Source organism: Nitrospira sp. (assembly GCA_029194535.1).
GTDB lineage: Bacteria > Nitrospirota > Nitrospiria > Nitrospirales > Nitrospiraceae > Nitrospira_C.
Genome location: JARFXR010000001.1, coordinates 40,886 through 62,258, shown reverse-complemented (window position 1 = coordinate 62,258; position 21,373 = coordinate 40,886). Strand labels below are relative to the sequence as shown.

14 protein-coding genes are annotated in these 21,373 nt (G+C 62.0%); 9 read left to right on the top strand and 5 right to left on the bottom strand.

Annotated features, from left to right (window positions below; translation table 11 throughout):
• Positions 1–13: 13 nt before the first annotated feature.
• Positions 14–655 (bottom strand): response regulator transcription factor, encoded by a 642-nt coding sequence (locus tag P0111_00245; GenBank protein MDF0642430.1) that lies wholly within the window; start codon positions 653–655, stop codon positions 14–16.
• Between the two features lie 447 nt (positions 656–1,102).
• Between P0111_00245 and glgX the strand changes: the two genes are divergently transcribed.
• Together glgX and P0111_00235 are read left to right on the top strand one after the other, a co-directional pair.
• A complete protein-coding gene (glgX, locus tag P0111_00240) occupies positions 1,103–3,271 on the top strand; it encodes a glycogen debranching protein GlgX (GenBank protein ID MDF0642429.1) in 2,169 nt (722 codons plus the stop codon).
• Between the two features lie 473 nt (positions 3,272–3,744).
• Positions 3,745–4,866: a DUF1207 domain-containing protein gene (locus P0111_00235; GenBank protein ID MDF0642428.1), complete on the top strand. Its 1,122-nt coding sequence runs from the start codon at positions 3,745–3,747 to the stop codon at positions 4,864–4,866.
• 160 nt (positions 4,867–5,026) lie between these two features.
• Here P0111_00235 and P0111_00230 read toward each other — a convergent pair whose 3' ends face one another.
• The 3 genes from P0111_00230 to P0111_00220 all read right to left on the bottom strand — a co-directional run bounded on the left by P0111_00230 (position 5,027) and on the right by P0111_00220 (position 11,296).
• On the bottom strand, positions 5,027–7,390 hold the full coding sequence (locus P0111_00230) for a PAS domain S-box protein (GenBank protein MDF0642427.1): 2,364 nt from the start codon (positions 7,388–7,390) through the stop codon (positions 5,027–5,029).
• Between the two features lie 135 nt (positions 7,391–7,525).
• Positions 7,526–10,444, bottom strand: coding sequence for a response regulator (locus P0111_00225; protein ID MDF0642426.1), 2,919 nt, complete (start codon positions 10,442–10,444; stop codon positions 7,526–7,528).
• 597 nt (positions 10,445–11,041) lie between these two features.
• The gene (locus P0111_00220) at positions 11,042–11,296 is read right to left on the bottom strand and encodes a hypothetical protein (protein MDF0642425.1); all 255 of its coding nucleotides are present in this window, start codon (positions 11,294–11,296) and stop codon (positions 11,042–11,044) included.
• A 441-nt stretch (positions 11,297–11,737) separates the two neighbouring features.
• Between P0111_00220 and P0111_00215 the strand changes: the two genes are divergently transcribed.
• From P0111_00215 to P0111_00190, 6 genes are all read left to right on the top strand, one after another.
• Positions 11,738–12,640: a methyltransferase domain-containing protein gene (locus P0111_00215; protein MDF0642424.1), complete on the top strand. Its 903-nt coding sequence runs from the start codon at positions 11,738–11,740 to the stop codon at positions 12,638–12,640.
• Positions 12,641–13,329: 689 nt separating this feature from the next.
• Positions 13,330–14,916 carry an ATP-binding protein gene (locus tag P0111_00210; protein MDF0642423.1) on the top strand — a complete coding sequence of 529 codons (1,587 nt, stop codon included), beginning with the start codon at positions 13,330–13,332 and terminating at the stop codon, positions 14,914–14,916.
• A 16-nt stretch (positions 14,917–14,932) separates the two neighbouring features.
• Positions 14,933–16,288 (top strand): sigma-54 dependent transcriptional regulator, encoded by a 1,356-nt coding sequence (locus P0111_00205; GenBank protein ID MDF0642422.1) that lies wholly within the window; start codon positions 14,933–14,935, stop codon positions 16,286–16,288.
• Positions 16,289–16,444: 156 nt separating this feature from the next.
• A complete protein-coding gene (locus P0111_00200) occupies positions 16,445–16,888 on the top strand; it encodes a response regulator (protein MDF0642421.1) in 444 nt (147 codons plus the stop codon).
• Complete coding sequence (locus tag P0111_00195; GenBank protein ID MDF0642420.1) at positions 16,882–17,343, top strand: hypothetical protein; 462 nt, start codon at positions 16,882–16,884, stop codon at positions 17,341–17,343. The genes P0111_00200 and P0111_00195 overlap by 7 nt, the downstream gene beginning before the upstream one ends.
• A gap of 779 nt (positions 17,344–18,122) precedes the next feature.
• Positions 18,123–18,536, top strand: coding sequence for a TraR/DksA C4-type zinc finger protein (locus tag P0111_00190; protein MDF0642419.1), 414 nt, complete (start codon positions 18,123–18,125; stop codon positions 18,534–18,536).
• A gap of 11 nt (positions 18,537–18,547) precedes the next feature.
• Here the strand turns inward: P0111_00190 and P0111_00185 are convergent, their stop codons facing one another.
• On the bottom strand, positions 18,548–18,883 hold the full coding sequence (locus P0111_00185) for a YtxH domain-containing protein (protein ID MDF0642418.1): 336 nt from the start codon (positions 18,881–18,883) through the stop codon (positions 18,548–18,550).
• Between the two features lie 768 nt (positions 18,884–19,651).
• On the opposite strand from P0111_00185, the gene P0111_00180 reads away from it, so the two are divergent.
• Complete coding sequence (locus tag P0111_00180) at positions 19,652–20,770, top strand: glycosyltransferase family 4 protein (GenBank protein ID MDF0642417.1); 1,119 nt, start codon at positions 19,652–19,654, stop codon at positions 20,768–20,770.
• The last annotated feature ends 603 nt before the right edge of the window (positions 20,771–21,373 follow it).

The following is a 21,373-nucleotide window of genomic DNA, read 5'->3' as shown; positions in this document are numbered from 1 at the left end:
CTCAGCACTTTCTTTAGAGGGTGGTGATGCCTTGGGCGAGCGCAAACTTGATGAGATCGGACGTGGTATGCACCCCGAGTTTTCGAGTGATGTTGGCTTTGTGAAATTCCACGGTTTTCATCGAAATCTTCAGCTCTTGGGCGATCAGCTTCGTGGATCGGCCGTCGGCCAGGAGCACCAGGATCTCTCGCTGGCGGGCGGTCAGATCGCTTGAGAAGCCTTCCGGCCTGAACCATTCGTGTTCCATCGCCTCACGGACCTCGGGATCGATCGTCGACGAGAGAAATCGCTTGTTGGCCAGGACGCTGTCGATGGCCGCACGCAGCTCATCCGAGGCCGATTGTTTGAGGACATAACCGGTGGCGCCGGCCCGGAACGCTTCACTGATCGCGACGGCTTCGGTGAGCATGGTGACCAACACGATCTTGACCGACGGCAACAATTTCTTCAGCTGCTTGGTCGCGGCGAACCCGCTTATGCCCGGCATGCAGGCATCGAGAAGGACGACGTCCGGCCGGCACTCCACGGCCTTGCCGATGATGTTCCCCGCATCCTGCACGGTTCCGACGATGGTGAAATAAGGCTCAAGGAGTTGGCGGATGCTTTCCAGCACGAGCGGATGATCATCGACCAAGAGGACCCTTGTCGTCTTCATGGGTACAGCACTCTCCCATCCCGACTCGACGGGCGGTTGTCCAGGCACACCCCTATCATCGTATAGGTCTTCCGACCGTTTCAAGACGGGCCCTCCGTAAGCGTTAAAGACATTATCTCCGACGTGACTGTTCGCAGAAACTAGGCCTGTCCCTAGTTTCTCCTGGAACCTGGGGAAATTCCCAGTGCCGCGTGATGATCCCCCCGGAGTAGCGTGCTCAACCGCGGTGCTCAATGATGGAACGGGGCGGCATCGTCGCGGAGGGCTGTATCTCAGGTCCACGGAAGCGGAGCAGCTCGGGGTTCTCCTCGGTGGGGAGCGATGCCCATCGAGGCTGACGCAGGCGACGGAAGTGAAGCATCATCGTCGGGTGCCCCTCTGGTTGTGGAGAACGAGGCGGGGTCGAGCTGCACCGCGTTCGTCGGTATCGGTACGAGGAGGGCGTGCATGACAAACATCACCGTACGACCGGGTCATCCCTATCCGCTCGGAGCGACCTGGGACGGTGAAGGCGTCAACTTCGCGCTGTTTTCCGAGAACGCCACCGGAGTCGATCTCTGTTTGTTCGATCGACCCGACCAGGAGAAGGAAACACACATCATCCGCCTGGAGGAACGCACGAACCAGGTCTGGCACGTCTTTCTTCCGGAGGCCAGGCCGGGCCAGCTCTACGGGTACCGAGTCCATGGTCCGTACGAGCCGCTGGCCGGGCACCGATTCAATCCGAACAAGCTGCTGATCGATCCCTATGCCAAGGCGCTGAACGGCGCGCTACAGTGGTCCGATTCGATGTTCGGCTATCGGATCGGGGACGCCGATACCGACCTGTCGTTCGATGCGCGCAACAATGCGTCGCAGGTTCCGAAATCCGTGGTGATCGAGGAGGCCTTCACCTGGGGAGGCGACGGGCCGCTTCGTCGTCCCTGGAGCGAAACGGTGATTTATGAGATGCACGTCAAGGGATTCACGATGCGGCATCCCCTCATCCACGAGGCGTTGCGCGGCACGTATGCGGGCTTGGCCACGAGACCCGTGATCGAATATTTGCAACGCCTGGGCGTCACAGCCATCGAACTCCTGCCGGTACACGCGTTCGTCGCGGACAAGCATCTGGTCGACAAGGGGCTGACCAACTATTGGGGGTACAACACGATCGGCTACTTCGCCCCCGATCTGCGGTACGCCGCCCAGCCGGAACTCGGAGTGAACCAATTCAAGAGCATGGTCAAGACCCTGCATAGCGCCGGCATCGAAGTCATCCTCGATGTGGTGTACAACCACACGGCCGAGGGCAACCAACTCGGGCCCACCCTCTCCTTCCGCGGCCTCGACAATGCGGCCTATTACCGGCTGGTGCCGGACCAGCCCCGCTATTATATGGACTATACGGGCACTGGAAACACGCTCAACGTGTGTCACCAGCGGACGTTGCAATTGATCATGGACAGCCTCCGGTATTGGACGCTGGAGATGCATGTCGACGGATTCCGTTTCGATCTCGCCTCCACGCTCGCGCGCGAGCTTCACGACGTCGATCGGCTCGGCGGGTTCTTCGACATCATCCATCAGGATCCCGTGCTGTCGCAGGTCAAATTAATCGCCGAGCCCTGGGACATCGGGGAAGGCGGCTACCAGGTCGGAAATTTTCCCGCCGGGTGGGCCGAATGGAACGGCAAGTACCGCGATTCCATCCGGCGCTACTGGAAGGGCGATGGCGGGCAGGTCAGTGAACTCGGCTACCGGCTGTCCGGCAGCAGCGATCTGTACGAGGCCAGCGGACGGCGCCCATTCGCCAGCATCAATTTCGTGGTGGCCCATGACGGGTTCACACTGCGCGACCTGGTGTCGTACAACCACAAGCACAATGACGCAAATCTCGAAGGCAATGCGGACGGGTCGGACGACAACCAAAGCTGGAATTGCGGGGCCGAAGGTCCCTCCGGCGATCCCGCCGTCCGCGAGCTGCGGGTCCGTCAGCAGCGCAACATGCTGGCGACCCTTTTGCTGTCGCAGGGCGTTCCGATGCTGTGCGGCGGCGACGAAATCGGGAGGACCCAAGACGGCAACAACAACGCCTACTGTCAGGACAACGAGATCAGTTGGTTTAATTGGGAAGCATCGAACGAAGAGCAGGCATTGTTTGCGTTCACCAGCGCCCTGATCATGCTGAGGGCCGCGCATCCCGTCTTCCGGCGACGGCAGTTCTTCCAGGGACGCAGCATCTACGGCGCCGATATCAAGGATCTGTCCTGGTTTCGGCCGGACGGCAAGGAAATGACCGAAGCGGATTGGCAGCTGGGATATGTCCGCTGCCTCGGCGTGCGTCTGGCCGGAGATCGCATCGAGGAAAAGGACCATCTGGGCAGCGCCATCCACGACGACACGTTCCTGATTCTCATGAACGCCCACCACGAACCCATTTCATTCATGCTGCCTCCCCATCCGGCGAGCGACCGCTGGCGGTTGGTGGTCGATACCACGCAGGACCTCATTCCCGCTCGTGCGCCCCTCGTCACGGAAGGCACGCACTACGACTTAAAAGGCCGTTCCCTGGCCGTCATGCAGATCAGCACCACCCTGCCCATCAAGCATCCGGCCCGGTCGTTTCCACTCTGACCATGCACCCTATCGGCGCTCCCGCGCAGTCCGCTCAGGCGGCATCCCGTCCTATCCGACTCCAGCGCGTTACGCGGAGAATATCCCGTGGGGTTCATGGCCTGTCTCCAGCGCGGCGCGATGGGCTACAAGATATTGAGTAAGAAACAGCGACGCAGTAATAATTAGCCCGGATTCCGCAGTTGGATTTGAGCCTGTGGGTTTGGAAGGGCGAGGCGTGCTCCACCAGTCTGGACATCAGACGATCAGCCCCTGATCGCCTTGTCATTTCGAACCCTTCGGCTTCACTCAGGGCAGGCTCCGTGAGAAATTCTCACGCTTGGAAATGAGAACAGATTTCTCCCGTTGGTCGAAATGACATTCGAAGTCAATCTCTCGGTTGCTACTGCGGAATCCGGGATGAGTGGCGACAGCATGAATGCCGAAGGAGCAGTTCCTCAGGAAGGTTCCGGAACGGTACGGTGAACGGAAGGATGACATTTCCGATTAGGCCGACAAACGCCGTCAGGGTGACAAGCTGGGTCCTCGGCCTGGGGCTGTGGTACTGCCTGTGGCTGGGAGGAAGCCAGGCGCTCGCATCGGATGAATTTATCGCCGGCTACGCATCGGCGATGCTCGAGCATGAGTTCCGAGTGACCGATGCGGTCGTCGAGGTCCGGAACGGCGACGTGGTCGTCACGGCAAGGACGCTGGGCAACGTCGACCGTGACAAGATCGAGTCCTTCCTGCGCCAGATTCCCGGCGTGACTCGGGTCACCCTCCGCACGGGCGATCCGGCCTCGATTCCCGCGAGCCTGGAGGGTGCCCAGGTCACGATTCCCGAACCGCATGCCAAATGGCTTCCCCGGGGGCTGTTGTTTTCTCCTCTCCATGCCGATCCCCGCTGGCCGCATTTCAGCGCGAGCTATCGACAGTTCACGCAAGGGGTGAATCTCTCCGAGGTCTTTAGCGGCAATTTCGGCGAAACCTTTGCGATCTATCGCAACCGGTCCTTTTTCGGCGGCCAGTGGGATTTCGGCATCCAAGCCGGCGTGTTCAGTATTTTTGACATCAGTTCGGCCTCCATCGATCTGGTCAATGCCGATTACCGGGTGGGAATGTTGAGCAGCTATCGAAACGGCCGATTCTCCCTCATGGCGCGGCTTGAGCATCAGAGCTCGCATTTGGGCGACGAATTCCTGCTGAGTAATCCGGGCGTCACGCGGGTCAACTTGAGCTATGAGGAATTGGACATGAAACTCTCGTACGAGATCTTCGACTGGCTGCGCCTGTACGGCGGCGGCGGCGTCATGGTCCACCGCCAGCCCGACGATCTCGGCCTCGCCACGACCCAATGGGGGGTTGAGTTGGTTTCGCCCCGCACGTTCCTGGACGGAGTGCTTCGTCCTGTCGCCTACGGCGATTTTCAGTGCGACCAAATGACGAACTGGGGCGTCGGGCAATCCATCATGGCCGGCGTGCAATTTGAGAACGCCCGCATTGGAGACCGCCGAATCCAGGTCCTTGGCGAGTACTATGCCGGTCCCTCCCCCGACGGACAATTCTATATCGAGCATGTCTCCTGGTACGGCATCGGAATCCATCTGTACTTCTGACGCTGTATGTCTGACGGGCCGCGGCGAACCACGAACGAACAGCCGAGAGACTCTAGAGCCTATCTCAAATTTCATTCATGATGGGATGGGATCTGTCGTCTCCCGAAACCTGGTAGGCACAGGGGGCTGTGTCGCGCTGATCGTCCCCAGGGCGCACGGCTCAACTCTGGGTGTCGGCCCCCGAAAAGGGCAACACTTCTTGGTCGTCCTGTCCGATCGCGCCGTCGGCGGCGCGCTTGATGGTACGATAGAGCGATTCCGCGACGGATTCCTTCGTCAGCAACGCATATGCCCCGGCTTGGCTCATGGAATCGCGTACCCGCCGAGACGCGTTGACCGAAAGCCCGATGACCGCGCTCGGCAGGCTTCGGGCGATGATTCTCGTGGCTTCGATGCCGTCCATCTTCGGCATGTTGACGTCCATGACGATGACGCGCGGGAGCAGATGTCTTGACAGTTCGACGGCTTCCTCTCCGTTGCCCGCCTCGCCCACCACCTCGATATCCGGATAGTCGCTGAGGAGGCTTCGGAGTCCCTCGCGCACCAAAGTATGGTCGTCGACGAGCAGGACACGAATCGGCCGGGATGCGCCGGCCTCGGCGGTGTCGCCATTGCGCCCCGATCGGCCCTCACCACCGGCGGCGGGCCTGTCGCGGTCGGTCCCTTCCTGCTCCCCCTCTGCCGGCGAGGCGGACTCTCCGGTGGTAAGTGGAAGAATGAACGTGGCCAGCGTGCCGGTTCCCGGCGAGGAGTCCAGGGTAAAGGAGCCGCCGAGCGCGTGCATCCGTTCCCGCACGCTGAAGAGTCCGAGCTTGTCTTTGGCCTCCTGCTCCAAGATTTGATCAAAACCAGATCCCCTGTCCTGAACCGTCAGGATCAGTCGCCGGCGCTCGCAGTGCAACGTGACGAAGGCCGCGTCGGTCTTGGCGTGCTTGACGACGTTCATCAACAGCTCCCTCACCGATTGAAAGAGCAAGCCGGCTTGGTCCGCCGAAAGCGGCGGCGGCTCAGGCGGCGCCTCCACCGTGACGCTGAGGCCGTGGCGGCGGAACTCATCGCCGAGCCACGACAGCGCGGCAGACAGGCCGAATTGCTGTAACACCGGAGGGGCCAGCTGTGCGACCAGGGAGCGGGTATAGGTCAGGGACTCGTCCAGCGCCTGATCGGCTTCGGTCAGCTGCTCGCGCGACTCACCCTGCCCGATTCGCTGGAGGGCCTGACCGATCTTCATGCGCCCCACGACCAGCAACTGGGCCAGATAGTCGTGCAGTTCCCCCGCGAGCCGCCGCCGTTCCCGTTGCTCGGTCAGATTCAATTCGGACGTCAGCGCGCGCAATCGACGCTGGGACTCCGTCAACGCTTTCGTCCGCTCCTCGACCCGCTGTTCAAGATGCAGCGTCAGTCTCAGCAGCGCCGCCTCGGCTTCCTTGCGTTCGGTGATGTCTTCCACGACGGCGATGGTCCGCGCCGGTCCTCCCGCCGCGTTGCGGATCAGACGGGCCGACACACGCACCCACCGCACGTCGCCGTCCTGGCGCAGATAGCGGTTCTCGCAGTGATATTCGTCCACTTCGCCGCGCAGCAGCCGCTCGACCTGTTGACCGTCGATCGAACGGTCGTCGGGATGCGTGAGATCGTGAGGCGTCATCCCCATCAAGGAGGCGGCGGGATAGCCGGCGATGTCGCAAAACCGGTTGTTCACGCGGATGAATCGACCGGTGGTGACGCTGACCTGCGCCTGTCCGACGGCGGCCAGTTCGAAGTTGATCCGAAACTGGGCCTCGCTTTGCAGCAAGGCTTCCTCCGACAGTTTGCGCTCGGTGATGTCGGAAAACACGCCTACGAACCGCTGCGCGCGGCCGGATCCGTCGTAGAGAAAGCGCCCGTACGGCGCGATCCAGCGGATCTCGCCGGTGTCTCGGCGGATGATCCGATGCTCGTGCCGATAGATCGATCGTCCCTTCAGCGCGTACGTGATCTCGTCCGCGGCCTGTTCCGCATCGGCCGGATGTACCGCGGCCTTCCACAGGGCTTCGCCGGCGGCAGGTTTCGGGGGCTGATAGCCGAGAAGCTCATAGGCCCGCTCGTTCCAGACGATCCTGCGCGACGACATCTCCTGGTCCCACATGCCGAGGCCGGCGCTGTCCAGGGCCATCCGCAACCGTTCCTGGCTCTCCAGCAGCGCCGACTCCTGGCGGCGGGCTCGCGCCAGCAGCAGCGTGATGATCCAGACGAGACTGATGCCGATGCCTCGGTTGAGAGCCGCGGTCGACGCGGAGGGTCCGGAGGGGGAGAGCAGGAAATTGATGATGATGAGGCCCGTCGTCAGGCCGGAGCCACCGTAGACGACCCGCGCGTCGAAAGGGCGCAAGCGCGAGAGAAGCCAGAGCGGAAAGAGATAGAGGGGCCAGACCGCGATGCCGAGCGGAAGCATGAGGTCGAGCCAAGCGATGCCGGCATACAGGGCGGCGATCGCCGCATACGTCCCATAGCGTCCTACTCTGTGTGTACTGGGCTTGTCCATCGGCGGGTCACGACGCCTTCTTCAGGGAAGCCGGCCGGTTTCCCGAGCAAGTCTACCGCTAATCCTCGTCGGATAGCGAGTGAGGGCCGGCGCTCGATCGACGTCGAGACAAGTCGCCGCGGGGTGGTGGAGCGGCTACCGCCCCTCCACCACGGCCTCGATGGTTTCGTAGAGATGATCGGCCGCGCTGTCTTTCGTCAGGAAGGCCGCGGCTCCTGCCGCTTTCATGGCGCTGACCACGTGTTCGGCTTCGTTCACCGAAAGCCCGACGATCAACGCATCGGGTCGGTCTATTCTGATCCGCCTCGTCGCTTCGATGCCGTCGAGCCTCGGAAGATTGACGTCCATCACGATCAGGTCAGGATGAAGCAACTTGGCCAGAGCCACGGCCTCCTCGCCGTCGCCCGCTTCGGCGATGATGGTCAAGTCGGGATAGCCGTCCAAGACGCTGCGCAGTCCCTGACGGACCATCGCGTGATCGTCCACCAGCAGGACGCGAATGGGAGACGGGTGGCTGGAGGCATGGGGAGGCGCCGATTCCGGACGGACGGACCGCGGAGCGATCGCGTCCGCGTCGGAGACCCCGCCTCGGGGTCCGGCGGGCTGCGCCGCAGGCGACCAGTCCTGGGGAAGGTCGGCCGACAGACCCAGCGTCACCATGGTGCCGCCACCCGCCTTCGATTCCAATTCCATCCATCCGCCGAGGGCCTCCATACGCTCACGAACGCTGAACAATCCGAACTTGTCGCCTCGGGACTCCATAACGACTTCCGGATCGCAGCCGTACCCTTCGTCCCGGACGACGATCTGCAGCCTGCCTCGATCGTCCTGTGTCATGCGAACCGCGGCCGCCTTCGTTCCGGCATGCTTCAACACGTTGAACAGCAACTCGCGGACACATTGATAGAGGAGCGCCGTGTGGTCTTCCGGCAAGGACGGCGTCACGTCCGGCACATCGACGTCCACGTGCAGGCCTTGATGTCCCATCTGTTCACCGAGCCAGCGCAACCCAGGGGCCAGACCGAACTGCCGGAGCGTCGGCGGCATGAGTTCGGCGACCAGGGTGCGCGTATAGGTCAGGCTTTGATCGATGAGACCGTCGGCCTCGTCCAAGACGTCGGAGGCCGGTTGTGTCGAGATCATCTTGTCGGCTTGCCGGATCTTCAAACGGGTCACCACCAGCATCTGCGCCAAGTAATCGTGCAGCTCCTCCGCGATACGCTGGCGTTCCCGCTGTTCCGTCAGTGTCAGATCATGGGCAAGGGCGCGAAGGCGGTCGTGGGTGTGCACCAGCTCCTTGGTACGCTCACCGATCCGCCGCTCGAGCTCGCGCGTCCATTCAAGCCGTCGCGTCTCGGTTTCCCTGCGTTCGGTCACGTCGAAGGCTGCGCCGGCGAACCGGGCCGGATTGCCGGCGTCGTCATAGTGGATCCGGCCGAACGAGGCCAGCCAACGGCTTTCTCCCGTATCGGCCCGCCGGATGCGGTGCTCGCAGCGGTAAAAGCCGTGGTTCCGTCGCGCAGCGGACACGGCCTCGCGCACGGCTTGGCGATCTTCATTGTGCACGAGGTTCCACCATCGTCGAACGGAAGCGGTACAGGCGTCCGAGTACCCCAGCAGTTGCGCGTTCTGCCGGTCCCACACCATCCGGCCGACTCTGAGATCGACGTCCCAGGTGCCCATGCCGGCGCCTTCCGTCGCAAAGCGGAGTCGTTCTTCGCTTTCGGCAAGCTGAGCGGCCCGCTGTCGGGCTTCCTGGAGCAGGCGGCGGCGCTCCTTGGCCATGGCGACGGAATGGGAGACGGCTTCCAACAGGTCGAGTTCGTCGGACTCGAACGACGAGCGGCGGCTGCTGGCGAAGGCGAGCGTGCCGAGCAGGCGGTCCCCGACGATAAGAGGAAAGCAGGCATAGGCATTGGATCCCGCGGCCTGCATCCGGAGCGCTTTGGGATCGGAGACGGTTTGCAAATGGTCGATGACGATCGGTTGTCGCGATTCGGCCGACGTGCCGCATAAGGCTTGGCCGAATTTCAGAAACCTGAGCGGCGCCAGCGCCTGTTCGGGAATGCCGGCCCAGGTGGACAATTCGATGCCGTCGAGTTCCGGCCGCGTGTCGTAATCCAGGAACGTGTCGAGATCCAACGTCGGGCGCAACGAGGCAAAGATCTCGAACATCACCCGGGCCGGATCGTCCATGCGCAGCAGCCTGTCCATGGCATCGCTCAGGAGCTGCTGCCGCAGGGCATGGTTGCGCAATTCCAATTCCGCGCGCTTGCGCGCGTCGATATCTTCCACGACACCGATCAACGATTGAATCCGCCCCCCTACATCCCATTGAATCGAGAGCGTCAGCGTGGTCCAGATCGTCCGCCCGTCAGGCTGCAAGAGGCGCTGGTCCAAGGAGACCTCGGCGAGCCCTCCCAGGAGCAGGTTGCTCACCTGCGCGTCATGTTGCTCCCGATCCTCCGGGTGAGTCAGATCGCGAAGCGCTCGCTCCATGAGATCCCGCTCGGTCCGTCCGGAGATGACGCGCAATCGGTTGTTGACCCGGAGAAATCGACCGTCGGGGCCCAGGACGCACATGCCGACTGCGGCTTGTTCGAAGAGGCCGCGGAACTGTTCCTCGCTCCGGCAAAGTCGGGCCAGGAGGCGTTCGTTCTCCCGTTGACGCGCCCGCAGGCGCAGCAGAGACCGCACGCCCGCGAGCAACTCCTGCTCTTGGATCGGCTCAACCAGGTAGCCGTCGGAGCCCATCTCCAGACCCAGGGCGCGGTCCGATCCGCTGACCTCGGCCGCCGAGACGTGCAAGACCATCGTGTCGGACAGCTCCGGACGGTTCTTGATCTGCCGGCACAGGTCAAAGCCGCTGATGTCGGGCAGATCGATGTCGAGCAGCACCAATTCCGGACGCACATCCTGGAGCAAGCGTAGCGCGTCCGCACCGCAATCCGCATCGAGAACCCGGTACCCGGCGCGTTCGAGCATGGTCCGCCGTTCGTATCGTTGCCCTTTGCGTTCGTTGACGTGGACGATGGTGGCGTGGAAGTCGCTCATGAGGGGCTTGGCCTTATCCGCAGCGCGTTCGACGAGGAACCGGCGCTTCCGCAACTTACAGAGAAAAGCGAGTAACAGTAGAAGCCGCTCGGTCCCCCTGGCTACTAGTGGAATCCCTAGGTTCGGAGGAGCCGGCGCGCATGCGCGATTCACCACGAATCGAAAGAAGACGGCGGAGGACCGGAGTCAGTTCGTCGGAGGCGGCGGCTCGCTGACTTCGGCCGGCAAGGCCACCAGGACTTTCACGGCCTGGGTCTCATCGTCGAGTCGGCGAGGTGGATGGTAATGCGATCTCCGATCGACACGTGTGCGAACGGATCAGGTCCGGTGAGACGAGAGAAGACGGGCTTGTAGAGGTGCGTGTTGTGGAGGCCTGGAATAATGCGGTGAGGAGGTCTCAAATCATAATGTGGTTTTCCGGCGGCTCGTCGAGCGCCCTCCTTATGCCGCCTCTCGTATGGGTGGATTGAGCCGACGCGCTGATCCCGGATGCGACCGCAAGCCATGCGTCCCGGATGGCGTCAAACACTGTCCCCGTGCGATGTCTCGGCCGTCCGACGATCGACATGTCGGGTCGCATCGTACGCCGCCCACCGGTCATGCGGCGGGCAGTGTCACGGCATAGACGCCGCCCTGCTTCGGCAATAAGCGAAGCTCGCCCGTGCGGCTCAGACGATCGACTTCCAGGAAGACCTGGTTCCAGGTGTAGGAGGAACAGGCTCGTACCAGGTCCTCCATCTCGCACACCTGTGTCCGTTTCACCGTCTCGAAAATGCGGTCGGTGATGTCGGACTTCAGTCTGGTCGTCGCCACAGCCGGCATGGATGAAATGGATACAGAAGGTTGGTCCATGATGGGTCCCTCCCTCTTCGCGCCTCGAGAGGCGCTCCGCAGCAGCAAGTTACGCCCCTCAGAGGCTCCGACCTACTGGGAAGACCCCTGGCCTCGCTGAGCGTGATCTGTCGCGCCGATGATAGAGTCCGGCTGGTCGGATCGCGTCCCTCGGCAAGATTTGTGCTGGGTTCGAAATACGGAGACTGCCTGCGCGACGCGATCTGAAACGAGTCACCTGATGAGTCGTGTCACTGTATGGGTGAGCCGCTTCAGCGAAAGGATCAGCCGGAGGCGGACCTAGAGGCCGGCCGCTGCCCCGGAACGGGTCTCATGCAGGAGCCGCGGGCTCCTTTCGGCTGTCAGGTCTGCCGTGCAAGGCGATGGTCCCTGGTCTGCTCGTCCGGGGAGCTTTCAGAGCAGCGACGGCTTCTGGAGAGATTCGCTCTCCGACGCTGGCTCATGCCGTCATCGGCGACGTCGGAAGACCGGTGGCTCTTCACGCAGAGCCATCTGGCCAGTATCGTGGCCTGCCTGGAGTGTGGATTGCTGTATCGGAATCCCCGTCCCAGGCCCGAGGCCATGATGCGAGCCTACCAAACTGAACGATACGATGGCGCGTATCTCGAGGCAGCATTCACCGCCCAACGATACTGGTTTCGACCCAAGGCGGCTCTGCTGCTCAATCATCTGGCCGCCCGAGCCACCGGCGCCTTCCGGATTCTTGAGATCGGTAGTTTCGTCGGAGGGTTTCTGGCGGAAGGGCGCGCGCTCGGCTGGGACATGTTGGGCCTGGACACGGGCCGGATGCCGGCCGACTTTTGTCGGCGGCAAGGGTTGCCGATCGTGCAAGGCACCGTCGAGGATGCGGGGCTGTCGCCGAACTCCTTCGATGCGATCACCATCTGGAACAGGTTCGATCAACTCTCCGATCCTCAAACCCTGCTCCGGTCTGTCGTCCCGCTCCTACGGCGCCGTGGATTGCTCGTGATCCGGATTCCGAACGCCGCGTGCTTCGAATGGGCGATGACGCTTCGGGCGAAACTCTCCAAGAGGTGGCGGCGACCGCTGGATGCCGCGCTGGCATGGAACAACCTCCTGACCTTTCCCTACCTGTATGGATACTCTCCTGTGCTGCTCACCGGCTTGGTGGAGTCGTTCGGCTTGGCCTTGCGAGCCTGTCATCCCGATACGTCGCCCTTCGTTCCCGCCGGCCATCTGAAATGGTGGGCCCGGCTCGAAGAGCGCGTGGTCAAGGGATGCTGTCGCACCGCTCGCGCGGTCTCCTGGCAACCAGCCGGCGAGGACTTTCATCATGCGCCGTGGCTCGACGTCTATTTTGAACGGGAACGCAACGATGCATGAGGCTCTGAGGCGGTCCTAGGGCTTCTCCCAGTGTACGGTCTCCCGACAGGTGAGTCAGACTATCTCGCATGATCGCGATTTATCACCGTCCTCCCGACACGCGACTAAACATGGCTTCTCGTGAAGAGTCTCGACGGCCTCGTTGATTCGATCGGCTTGTCGGACTGCTCACCGGCAGGGCGTTCCGGACGCGCCGACCTGGTGGAGCGGCCGGCGCGTCCGGCTGCGTAACCAAGCCAGGTTGGTCATGGCCGGCGGTCGGCTTGGACCGCACCCGCCAGCGCAAAAAGCGGAGTACGGCCAAGTTTTATCCGGTTTCTGCTCGATGGTGCCGGGCGAGGCGTCAGGATGCGCATATCGGTGATTACGCCGCAGTTGACACAGCGAAAACCATCGCACTGTAAAGGCCCATAGAAGTAATCGAAGACTTTTAAACCACCGCAGCGTTCACAATTCATGCTCATGTCTCCCCTCCAAAATGTGCATTGCTCGGCGAGTTGGTCGTTCGAGGTCGAAATCCTCCTTCGGACGATCAGACGCTGCGCCCTGGTCATCGCGAGAAAGCACAAAGATTGCCAGGATGGTGAACCTGTGAAAATTCTGCGGCTTACGTCAGAGCGTTGTGTCGGACAGTGGATGGAAGCGCCTTCCGATGCGGGACAACTTGTCCCGAGGAAGGGCATTGCGTGATGCAGAATTCTAGCCCGATGCACTCGGTACCGTTCCCCAACAGGCTGACCACCATCGTGCTTTTGATCGTGATGACGATCTCCACGTTTGCAGCCGACCGGTACTTTTCTTTGGGAACGGGGATCTGGGTGCTCTACCTCGTGCCGGTCGTGCTGACGACCCAGCTGCTGCCGCACTACACCGGGATCGCTCTGGTGATCGGAAGCGGTCTGCTGTCGGCGGGCATGATCGATCCGAAGGAGGGCCTGGTCCACGAGACGGCGGTCGCCGATCGGGGTCTGGGACTCATCGTGCTGGTCTTCACCGGCCTCTTTCTCTTGCGACATCGCCGTACCGTGGAAGCCTTGCAGGCCAGCGAGGGTCGATATCAACTCTTGTCGGCGCAGCACGGGCTCGCGAGGGCCGAGGCGGCGCTCCAAGCGGTGCAGGAACGATTCAAGAGCATCTTTTATTCGTCTCATGATGCGATCGCCTATGCCACGTTCGATGGGACGCTTCTGGAAGTCAACGATGCGTTTCTCCGTCTGACGGGACGGAGACGGGAGGACTTGATCGGGTCGGCGCCCGCGTCTGCATCGCTGTGGGCCGCCTTGTCGCTGCCGGCCGAAGGTCTGCGGCGGGTGCGGGAAACCGGAGCGCCGATTTCCTATGAAACACAGTACCGTCCCGATGAACGGCCGACCGAGTATCTGAACGTCCATGCATTCGCGGTAGCGGCTCCGGACGGCACGACATCCGGCCTCGCGATGATGATTCGCAACATCACTGCAAGGAAGCAGGCCGAGACGGACCTGCAACGGGCCGGAGAAGAACTGCGCGCCAAGAACGAAGCCCTCGCCCGGACCAACGAGCTCCTTTCGGCCGTCCAACATGCCGCGGCAAGGGCGCAGCGGCTGTCGGCCATCGGGCAGTTCGCCGCGACGGTCGCCCATAAGATCGGGACGCCGTTGACGGCCTTGTCGGGGCACGTGCAGCTGCTCATGGAGGACCTGTCTCTCCCGTCCAAGGTGCGGGGCCGGCTGCAGACGGTGGAAGCGCAGATCGAGCGCACCTCGTGCATCATCCAGGATCTGCTCCTGTACGCGCGCCGCGCGCCGCCCGTCCGAACGCGGACCGACATGAACGAATGTCTCGAGGACTGCGTGACGTTGTTCAAGACCGAATGCGATCGTCTGCACGTCGCCTGCATCGCCGAATTGGCAGATGATCTTCCGCCGGTCGAAGTGGATCGCCAACAGATGCAGGAGGCGGTCAACCATCTGATCGAAAACGCCCTGCAGGCGATGCCCAACGGAGGATCGTTGTGCTTGCGGACGCGCGCAGTCGAAGGAGCGGAGGTCCGGCGCGGACTGTCCCGATCGATGGGGGTCGCGGTCGAGATCGTCGATACGGGGCAGGGCATCAATCCCGCTCATCTGACGCAGATTTTTCAACCGTTCTTCACCACCAAGCAGGCCGGCCGCGGAACCGGTCTTGGACTGGCCATCGTGCAGGAAACGCTGCGGGCTCACGAAGGACGTGTCACGGTCGAAAGCGAGCCGGGAAAAGGAACCAGCTTCGTGATGTACCTCCCGGCGGCGGAATGAACACATGGAGAAGGTGATGGACGCTCATTCTCACGTGCTCGTTGTGGACGACGACGAAGACACCAGAGGGCTGCTGCGCGAGATCCTTGCGAAAGAGGGCTACGACGTGGATACCGCAGCGGACGGCAAGACGGCCCTGGAGCGAATCACGGATCGCCCGCCGGATCTCGTGATGTCCGACATCCACATGCCCAGTCTGGACGGCATGAGTCTGCTGGACGAGTTACGGAACCGGCACCAGGACGTGCCGGTCATTCTGATGACTGCGTACGGCTCGCTGAAGACCGCCGTCGATGGGCTCCGGTCCGGCGCATTCGACTACCTCAGCAAGCCCTTTATCGTCGACGATATCCGGTTGGTGGTTCGGCGCGCGTTGGAGCACAAGCATCTATCACGCCAGAACGAGGCGCTCAAGGAACAGCTGCGAGATCGCTACCGATTCGACAACCTGATCGGCAGCAGCGCCGGGATTGTCTCGGTCTACAAGTCCATCGCCCGCGTGGCCCATACCGACAGCACCGTGCTGCTCCAAGGGGAAAGCGGCACCGGCAAGGAATTGATCGCGCGGGCCGTCCATGCGAACAGCGCCAGGAGTGTCGGTCCGTTCGTCGCCGTCGACGGCGGATCATTGGCCGAAGGCCTGCTCGAATCCGAATTGTTCGGGCACGAACGCGGGTCCTTCACCGGCGCGGTCGCGTCCAAGAAGGGGTTGCTGGAGAAGGCGCATCTCGGCACCTGCTTCCTGGACGAAGTCGCCGACCTGTCTCCGGTCCTGCAAGGCAAGCTGTTGCGGGTGATCCAGGAACGGGAGATCCGGCGAGTCGGCAGCAACGCGCCGATGAACATCGACGTCCGCATCATCGCCGCGTCCAAGAAAGACCTGGATCGGTTGGTCAAGGCCGGCACGTTTCGCGAGGATCTGTACTACCGGCTCAACGTGGTCACGATTCAGATTCCGCCGCTCCGCGAACGTGTGGAAGACATTCCATTGCTGACCCAGTATTTCATTCAGATGTACGGTCAGAAGAAGTCCCCGCCGGTCACCGGCATCGCGCCGGAGGCCATGTCGCTCTTGACGCGCTATTGGTGGCCGGGCAACATCCGAGAATTGGAGCACGCCGTCGAACGGGCCATCGCCCTGACTCCGCAGTCCGTCATCTTTCCCGAGGATTTACCGCAGGCGATTCAAACCGCCACCGTGCAGGCGGCGGCGCAAGCGCGCGGCTGGGTGACGCTGGCCGAGTTGGAGAGAGACCATATTCTCCGCGTACTGGAGGCCCATAACCGGGATCTCGGCCGGGCCGCCGTCGTGCTCGGTATCCATCGCAAGACGCTGCTCAGGAAGTTACGGTATTTCGGATATCCCTGCTGAGGACAGATTGTCGTTCGGGGGGACAGACCGTCCTTCCTGCCACAACGAAGCGGGATGATTTTCCTTCCGAATCCCGAGGCTCGATCCTTGCTCATTCATGATTCCATGATGGGGTCTTATCATTCAGTCAGTGGCGTTCATACAGGAGGTGTGAAGGTGAAAGGCTATGGAAAGCGAATTCTTGTCGTAGAAGACGATGCCGCCGTTCGATTCATCCTCTCCACAGTGCTGGAGGCGGCGGGATTCAATGTGTATGAAGCAGGCGACGGGCTCGAGGCGGTCGAGTCTCTGAAGCGTCGGCGGTATGACGTCCTGCTGACGGACTACCGCATGCCCAGGATGGACGGGTTGGAACTGCTGGACGTCGCTCGAGCGATGTGGCCGGATCTTCCCGTGATCGTGGTGACGGGCGACAGCGTATCGTTCAAGCAGCATGATCGCCTCAGTGCGGAAGCGTTCGCCCTGGTGGAGAAGCCCTTCGACCGCGATCATCTGCTGAGCGTGATCGCGGCTGCCGTATCCGAAGGAGCAGGGCACTCCGTTATACAACAGGATCGACTTCGTCCGGACGCCGCGCCTGCCTGGACGTCGGGGTGCTGATGGCGCCGAAGCTGGACATCGCGCGCTCCGTCTCCCGGAGGTCCACAGAACGTCCGCCTATCAAGTGGCTCGAAATCGCCGCTGGGTGGGCGCTCGGAGTCCTCCTGCAACTGGCGTTGCTGTTCTTAGGCTTCGGCCTCGGCGCCGGCGCCATCGACTTGCGGGCTGCGGGCGAGGAGTTGCGGCAGCAGATCGCCTCGGTGGTTGTTGGGGATCGGCCGGACCAGCGTGCCTTCGGGCAGGCGGCCGGAACCGGCGCGGAACCAGCCTACGCGCGCGCGGTAAGCGTCCTGTCTGATCCTCCGAGCGGGAAAAACAGCCGGAGCATCTCGATCGAGAGCCAAGTGCTGGATCACGCGGGGCCGGTCGTGTTTTGGATGGGCGTCTGGGGCGCGCTGACGTGGCTGGCGTCTCTCTTCAACAATGTGCCTCGATCTCCATCCTCCGCTGAATAGAAACGACTTGCGAGGTCGAGCCCGGTTGAGGGCGAGGTGAAAAAGAGGACGGTCCGGAGGCGAGGAGGCGTCGGTCTGCCGTCTCCCTTGCCTGTGCTGCTCTAACAGGGATTCTCCCAGTAGGTGGCTCTGTGGAAGTCAGCCATACTACAGATACCTCCGAGACCTGAATCCAATCGTGCGCGGGGCGGAAGAATGTCGAACGAGGGGCGAGGGGAATGTGCCCCGGATTCGACCAACAAGAGACGGTTGCTTCACCGTCTCGTTCGCGGCCGTAAAGGATCTGAGAGCGCATCGGAGGAAATCCCGGTTCCGGAGAGTCAAGAACCGAGAGATTTCCCCTCGCCGCACAATCGTCCCTTGCCGCGTAGGGTCGTTGTCTTTCGTCGTCACCTGGCCGAGGGAAAGGAACGCATTCGTAAGCGCCCCCGTTCGAACCGTTCCGTCACGGAACCGAGAGTTGCCCACTGTTCGGTTCTTGGCACTCCCGCACTAACGGCCGAACTCGACGAGAGATGACGCAAGGCAGAGGAGAATTCCTCCTCTGCCTTCTTTGTCCGCAGCTCGTGAGCCGACCTCGCTCCAGACGGATTGTCCTTCCCGAGACAACTTGATCCGGGGACGCGGCGCCAGGGTGGCAGCGGGCCGGCTCGAAACAGTTGAAAATCGAACGAACATCTCCGGGAATCGCGCGTCGGCCGGCGCGCATCTCGCGGCTCCGGACTTGCACAAGCCAATCAGACAATCGAACCGTGTTTCATTTCATCCAAGGAGTTGCCATGAACAAGACGATGACGGAAAGAGAACGGCGGCCGCAAGTGTTGCGCGCCCTGCTCCTCGAGCGGCGCGCGACACTGCAGAAGGAGATCGATCGGCTGATCGCCCAACATCGAGATCAGCACGGACATTTTCAAGACAGTTCGGTGCTGGATCTCGAAGATATGTCGTTGCGCGACGCGACGGCGGCGCAGCAAATCGCTCTGCTGGAAGCCAGGACGCGCCAGCGGGTTCAGCTGGATGAAGCTTTGCGGCGGCTGGATGAAGGCACTTACGGCATCTGCCAGGACTGCGAGACACCGATTGCCGCCGGCCGTCTGCAGGCCTTGCCCTTCGCGCGGCGGTGCGTCTCATGTCAGGAGCAGCTCGAAGCCTTCGAGCGCATCGTACAGCGTGAGGACCGCGACGAAGCCTGAGCGGATAGAGATCATCCTCGAGTGTGCGTGGATTGCCTCGTTTCGCGGAGCGCGTCCTTGCCGCTTTGCGCATACTCCTTCGCGGCCCGGCCGGCATCCTGCACGGCCTCCCGGCCTTGCTCGTAATATTCTCGACCCCGCTCCACCGCTGTGTCCCATGCCGCCCTTCCGCGCTCAAAGGCTTCGTCTTTGACCCGCGAGGCATAGGTTCGCAAGATACCTCGCAACTCGGCTCCGATCTGCGGCGCGAACAACAGTGCCACACCGGCCCCGATCAGCGCGCCTGCAATGAAGGCAGACCAGCCCGTCACATCGTCCTCGTAATACTCGTACTCACCGTTGCGCATCGCATCCTCCTCTTCTCTCTTCTCACGTGATCGTGAAGGGTATGACGGAATTCAGATTGAAGCCGTGCAAAGCTCAGACCGGCGGTCGCGAGGGATATTTCAGACCATTTGTGATGAACGGGCGTGAGCCCGCACCGGAATCACGACAGGTTGTCCTTCGACGAGATAAAATGTCCGATCTGTCTTTCGCGGAGCTGCCGCATGACTGTATCGGGTCATGATGCTCCTCGATCAGGTTTGATTCGGCAGCGTGATGCTTCCGGCTGGATCTCTGCCGGACATGGGTGGAATTCTCTGCCGCTTTGAGCGAGATCCGCCGCTCCGGAGCGGCGCCGCCTGGGTGTTTACGTCGAGCTGTTAGAGCGCTTGGCATTGTTGGTATTGGTAGTGGGGAGTTTCCCCCTTGCGTCATGCCCGCGAAGGCGGGCATCCACTCCTCAATCAAGACTCAATGTTGAGGAGAAGGCCCTGACTGGATTCCCGCTTCCGCGGGAATGACAAACGACCCGCTACCGAGGCGCTTGCCGGACAGGGGCGCGAACAGGCATGATAGTCGGTCGGGATGAAAATTGGTTTGCGAGACGCGATCGCTACCGGGACGGCGTGAACCGATCGTTCGGAGCCGACTAAACCGGGCTGGGGCTTTCCCTAGTTCGAGGAATACCCGGCGCCTCATAGGATGGGGAGTCTCAAGGGAAACCCCCGGTCCTGACGCGTCGTAGGCGCCATTACCAAGAGGAACTTCAACAATACAGAAAGGACGAGGACATGAAGATCGCGCAGATATCCCCGCTCTGGGAAAGCGTGCCTCCAAAACTCTACGGAGGCACCGAACGGATCGTTTCTTATTTGACCGAAGAACTGGTCCGCCAAGGCCACGACGTCACCCTTTTCGCAAGCGGGGATTCCAAGACCAACGCGAAACTGCAATCGTTTTGCCCTCACGCGTTGCGCTTGAACACCGGGCTGGTGAACCGCGATGCCCCGCTCGTGCTTCAGCTCGAGCGGGCTCTGGGGGCCGCCTCGGATGAGTTCGACATCGTGCATTCGCATCTCGACTTTCTAGGATTTCCGATGAGTCGTCGCGCACATGTTCCCGTCGTCACGACGATGCACGGACGACTGGACCTGCCCGAGCTGGGCCCGATCTTTCAGGAATACGCCGAGATGGCGGTCGTGTCCATTTCCAACGCGCAACGGACCCCGCTTCCCGGTGCGAACTGGGCGGACACCGTGTATCACGGCATTCCGGCCAACCTGTACCGACCGCATGATCAGCCTGGATCCTACCTCGCATTTCTCGGCCGCATTTCTCCCGAAAAGTGCCCGGATCATGCCATCGAACTAGCCAAGCGGGTCGGGCTGCCGCTCCGCATCGCCGCCAAGGTCGATCCGGCCGATCAGGAGTATTTCAAACAGAAGATTGAGCGGTTGCTCGACCATCCGCTGGTGGAATACGTGGGAGAAATCAACGACGCAGAGAAGGACGACTTTCTCGGCCATGCGGCGGCGCTGGTCTGTCCCTACGATTGGCCGGAACCCTTCGGGTTGGTGCTGATTGAAGCGATGGCCTGCGGAACTCCGGTCCTGGCATATCGGCGTGGGTCTATCCCCGAGGTCATCGACCATGGGGTGACAGGCCTTGTCTGCGACAATCTGGACGAGATGGCGCAGGCGGTCCCCCGTATTTCGTTGATCGACCGTCGGCGGTGCCGGGCGGTCTTCGAATCGCGCTTTACGGTGGAGCGCATGGTGCGTGATTATGTAGCCCTATATGAGCGAATCATCGCCCTGCCGGTCCGGACCAAACCTCATGCGCATGTCCGAGCCGGCAATCAGGGGTTGGTCGGAGCGGGTAGCCCATTGACCAATCCGGATGCGGCCTAGGCCGGGTGTCCAAGGATCGGAGACGGTGGCTCGTGATTCGGGTCACCGTCTCGGCGGCCGGGATTTCATCGCGCGCGTCACGGCTCGTGTCGATCGTTCGTAACCCTCCCAAGGAGCGTGAGTCTTATCCTTAGATCCGCTCCATGCTATTCATCACCGTGAATCCATCGAATTTCAGATTCAGACTCAGTTGATCCCAGGAGATCGACGCGGAGGTCGGCCGGCCGAACCTGGCGTTGGGCGAAGGGGCGGCAATGGCCTTGCGTCCGCAGCCGGCATAGCGCAGGCCTGTCGCCGCATGTTTTAGGACGACGTACAGCCGGTCATCGGCAGGGCGTTCGGAGGCCGGTCGTCTGCTTGGTTCCGGGGTCCGGTCGAAACCGCGCCTGAGACGGTCGCGTCGGCGTTATCGGGCGATCTCGCCGCGCTTCATGGCCGACAGACTCCATCGGTCGTCACGTTCATCTCCGCCCTCTTCCCCTACCGCTGTGCCTTGCGACCTCCGTGCCGTGGTCACATCACCGCTCGGTTTGCTCGACCTCCACCATGTCGAAGCCGCGTGCGGAGGCAGCGTGTGAAGCGAAGGACAAGAACGTCACAAGA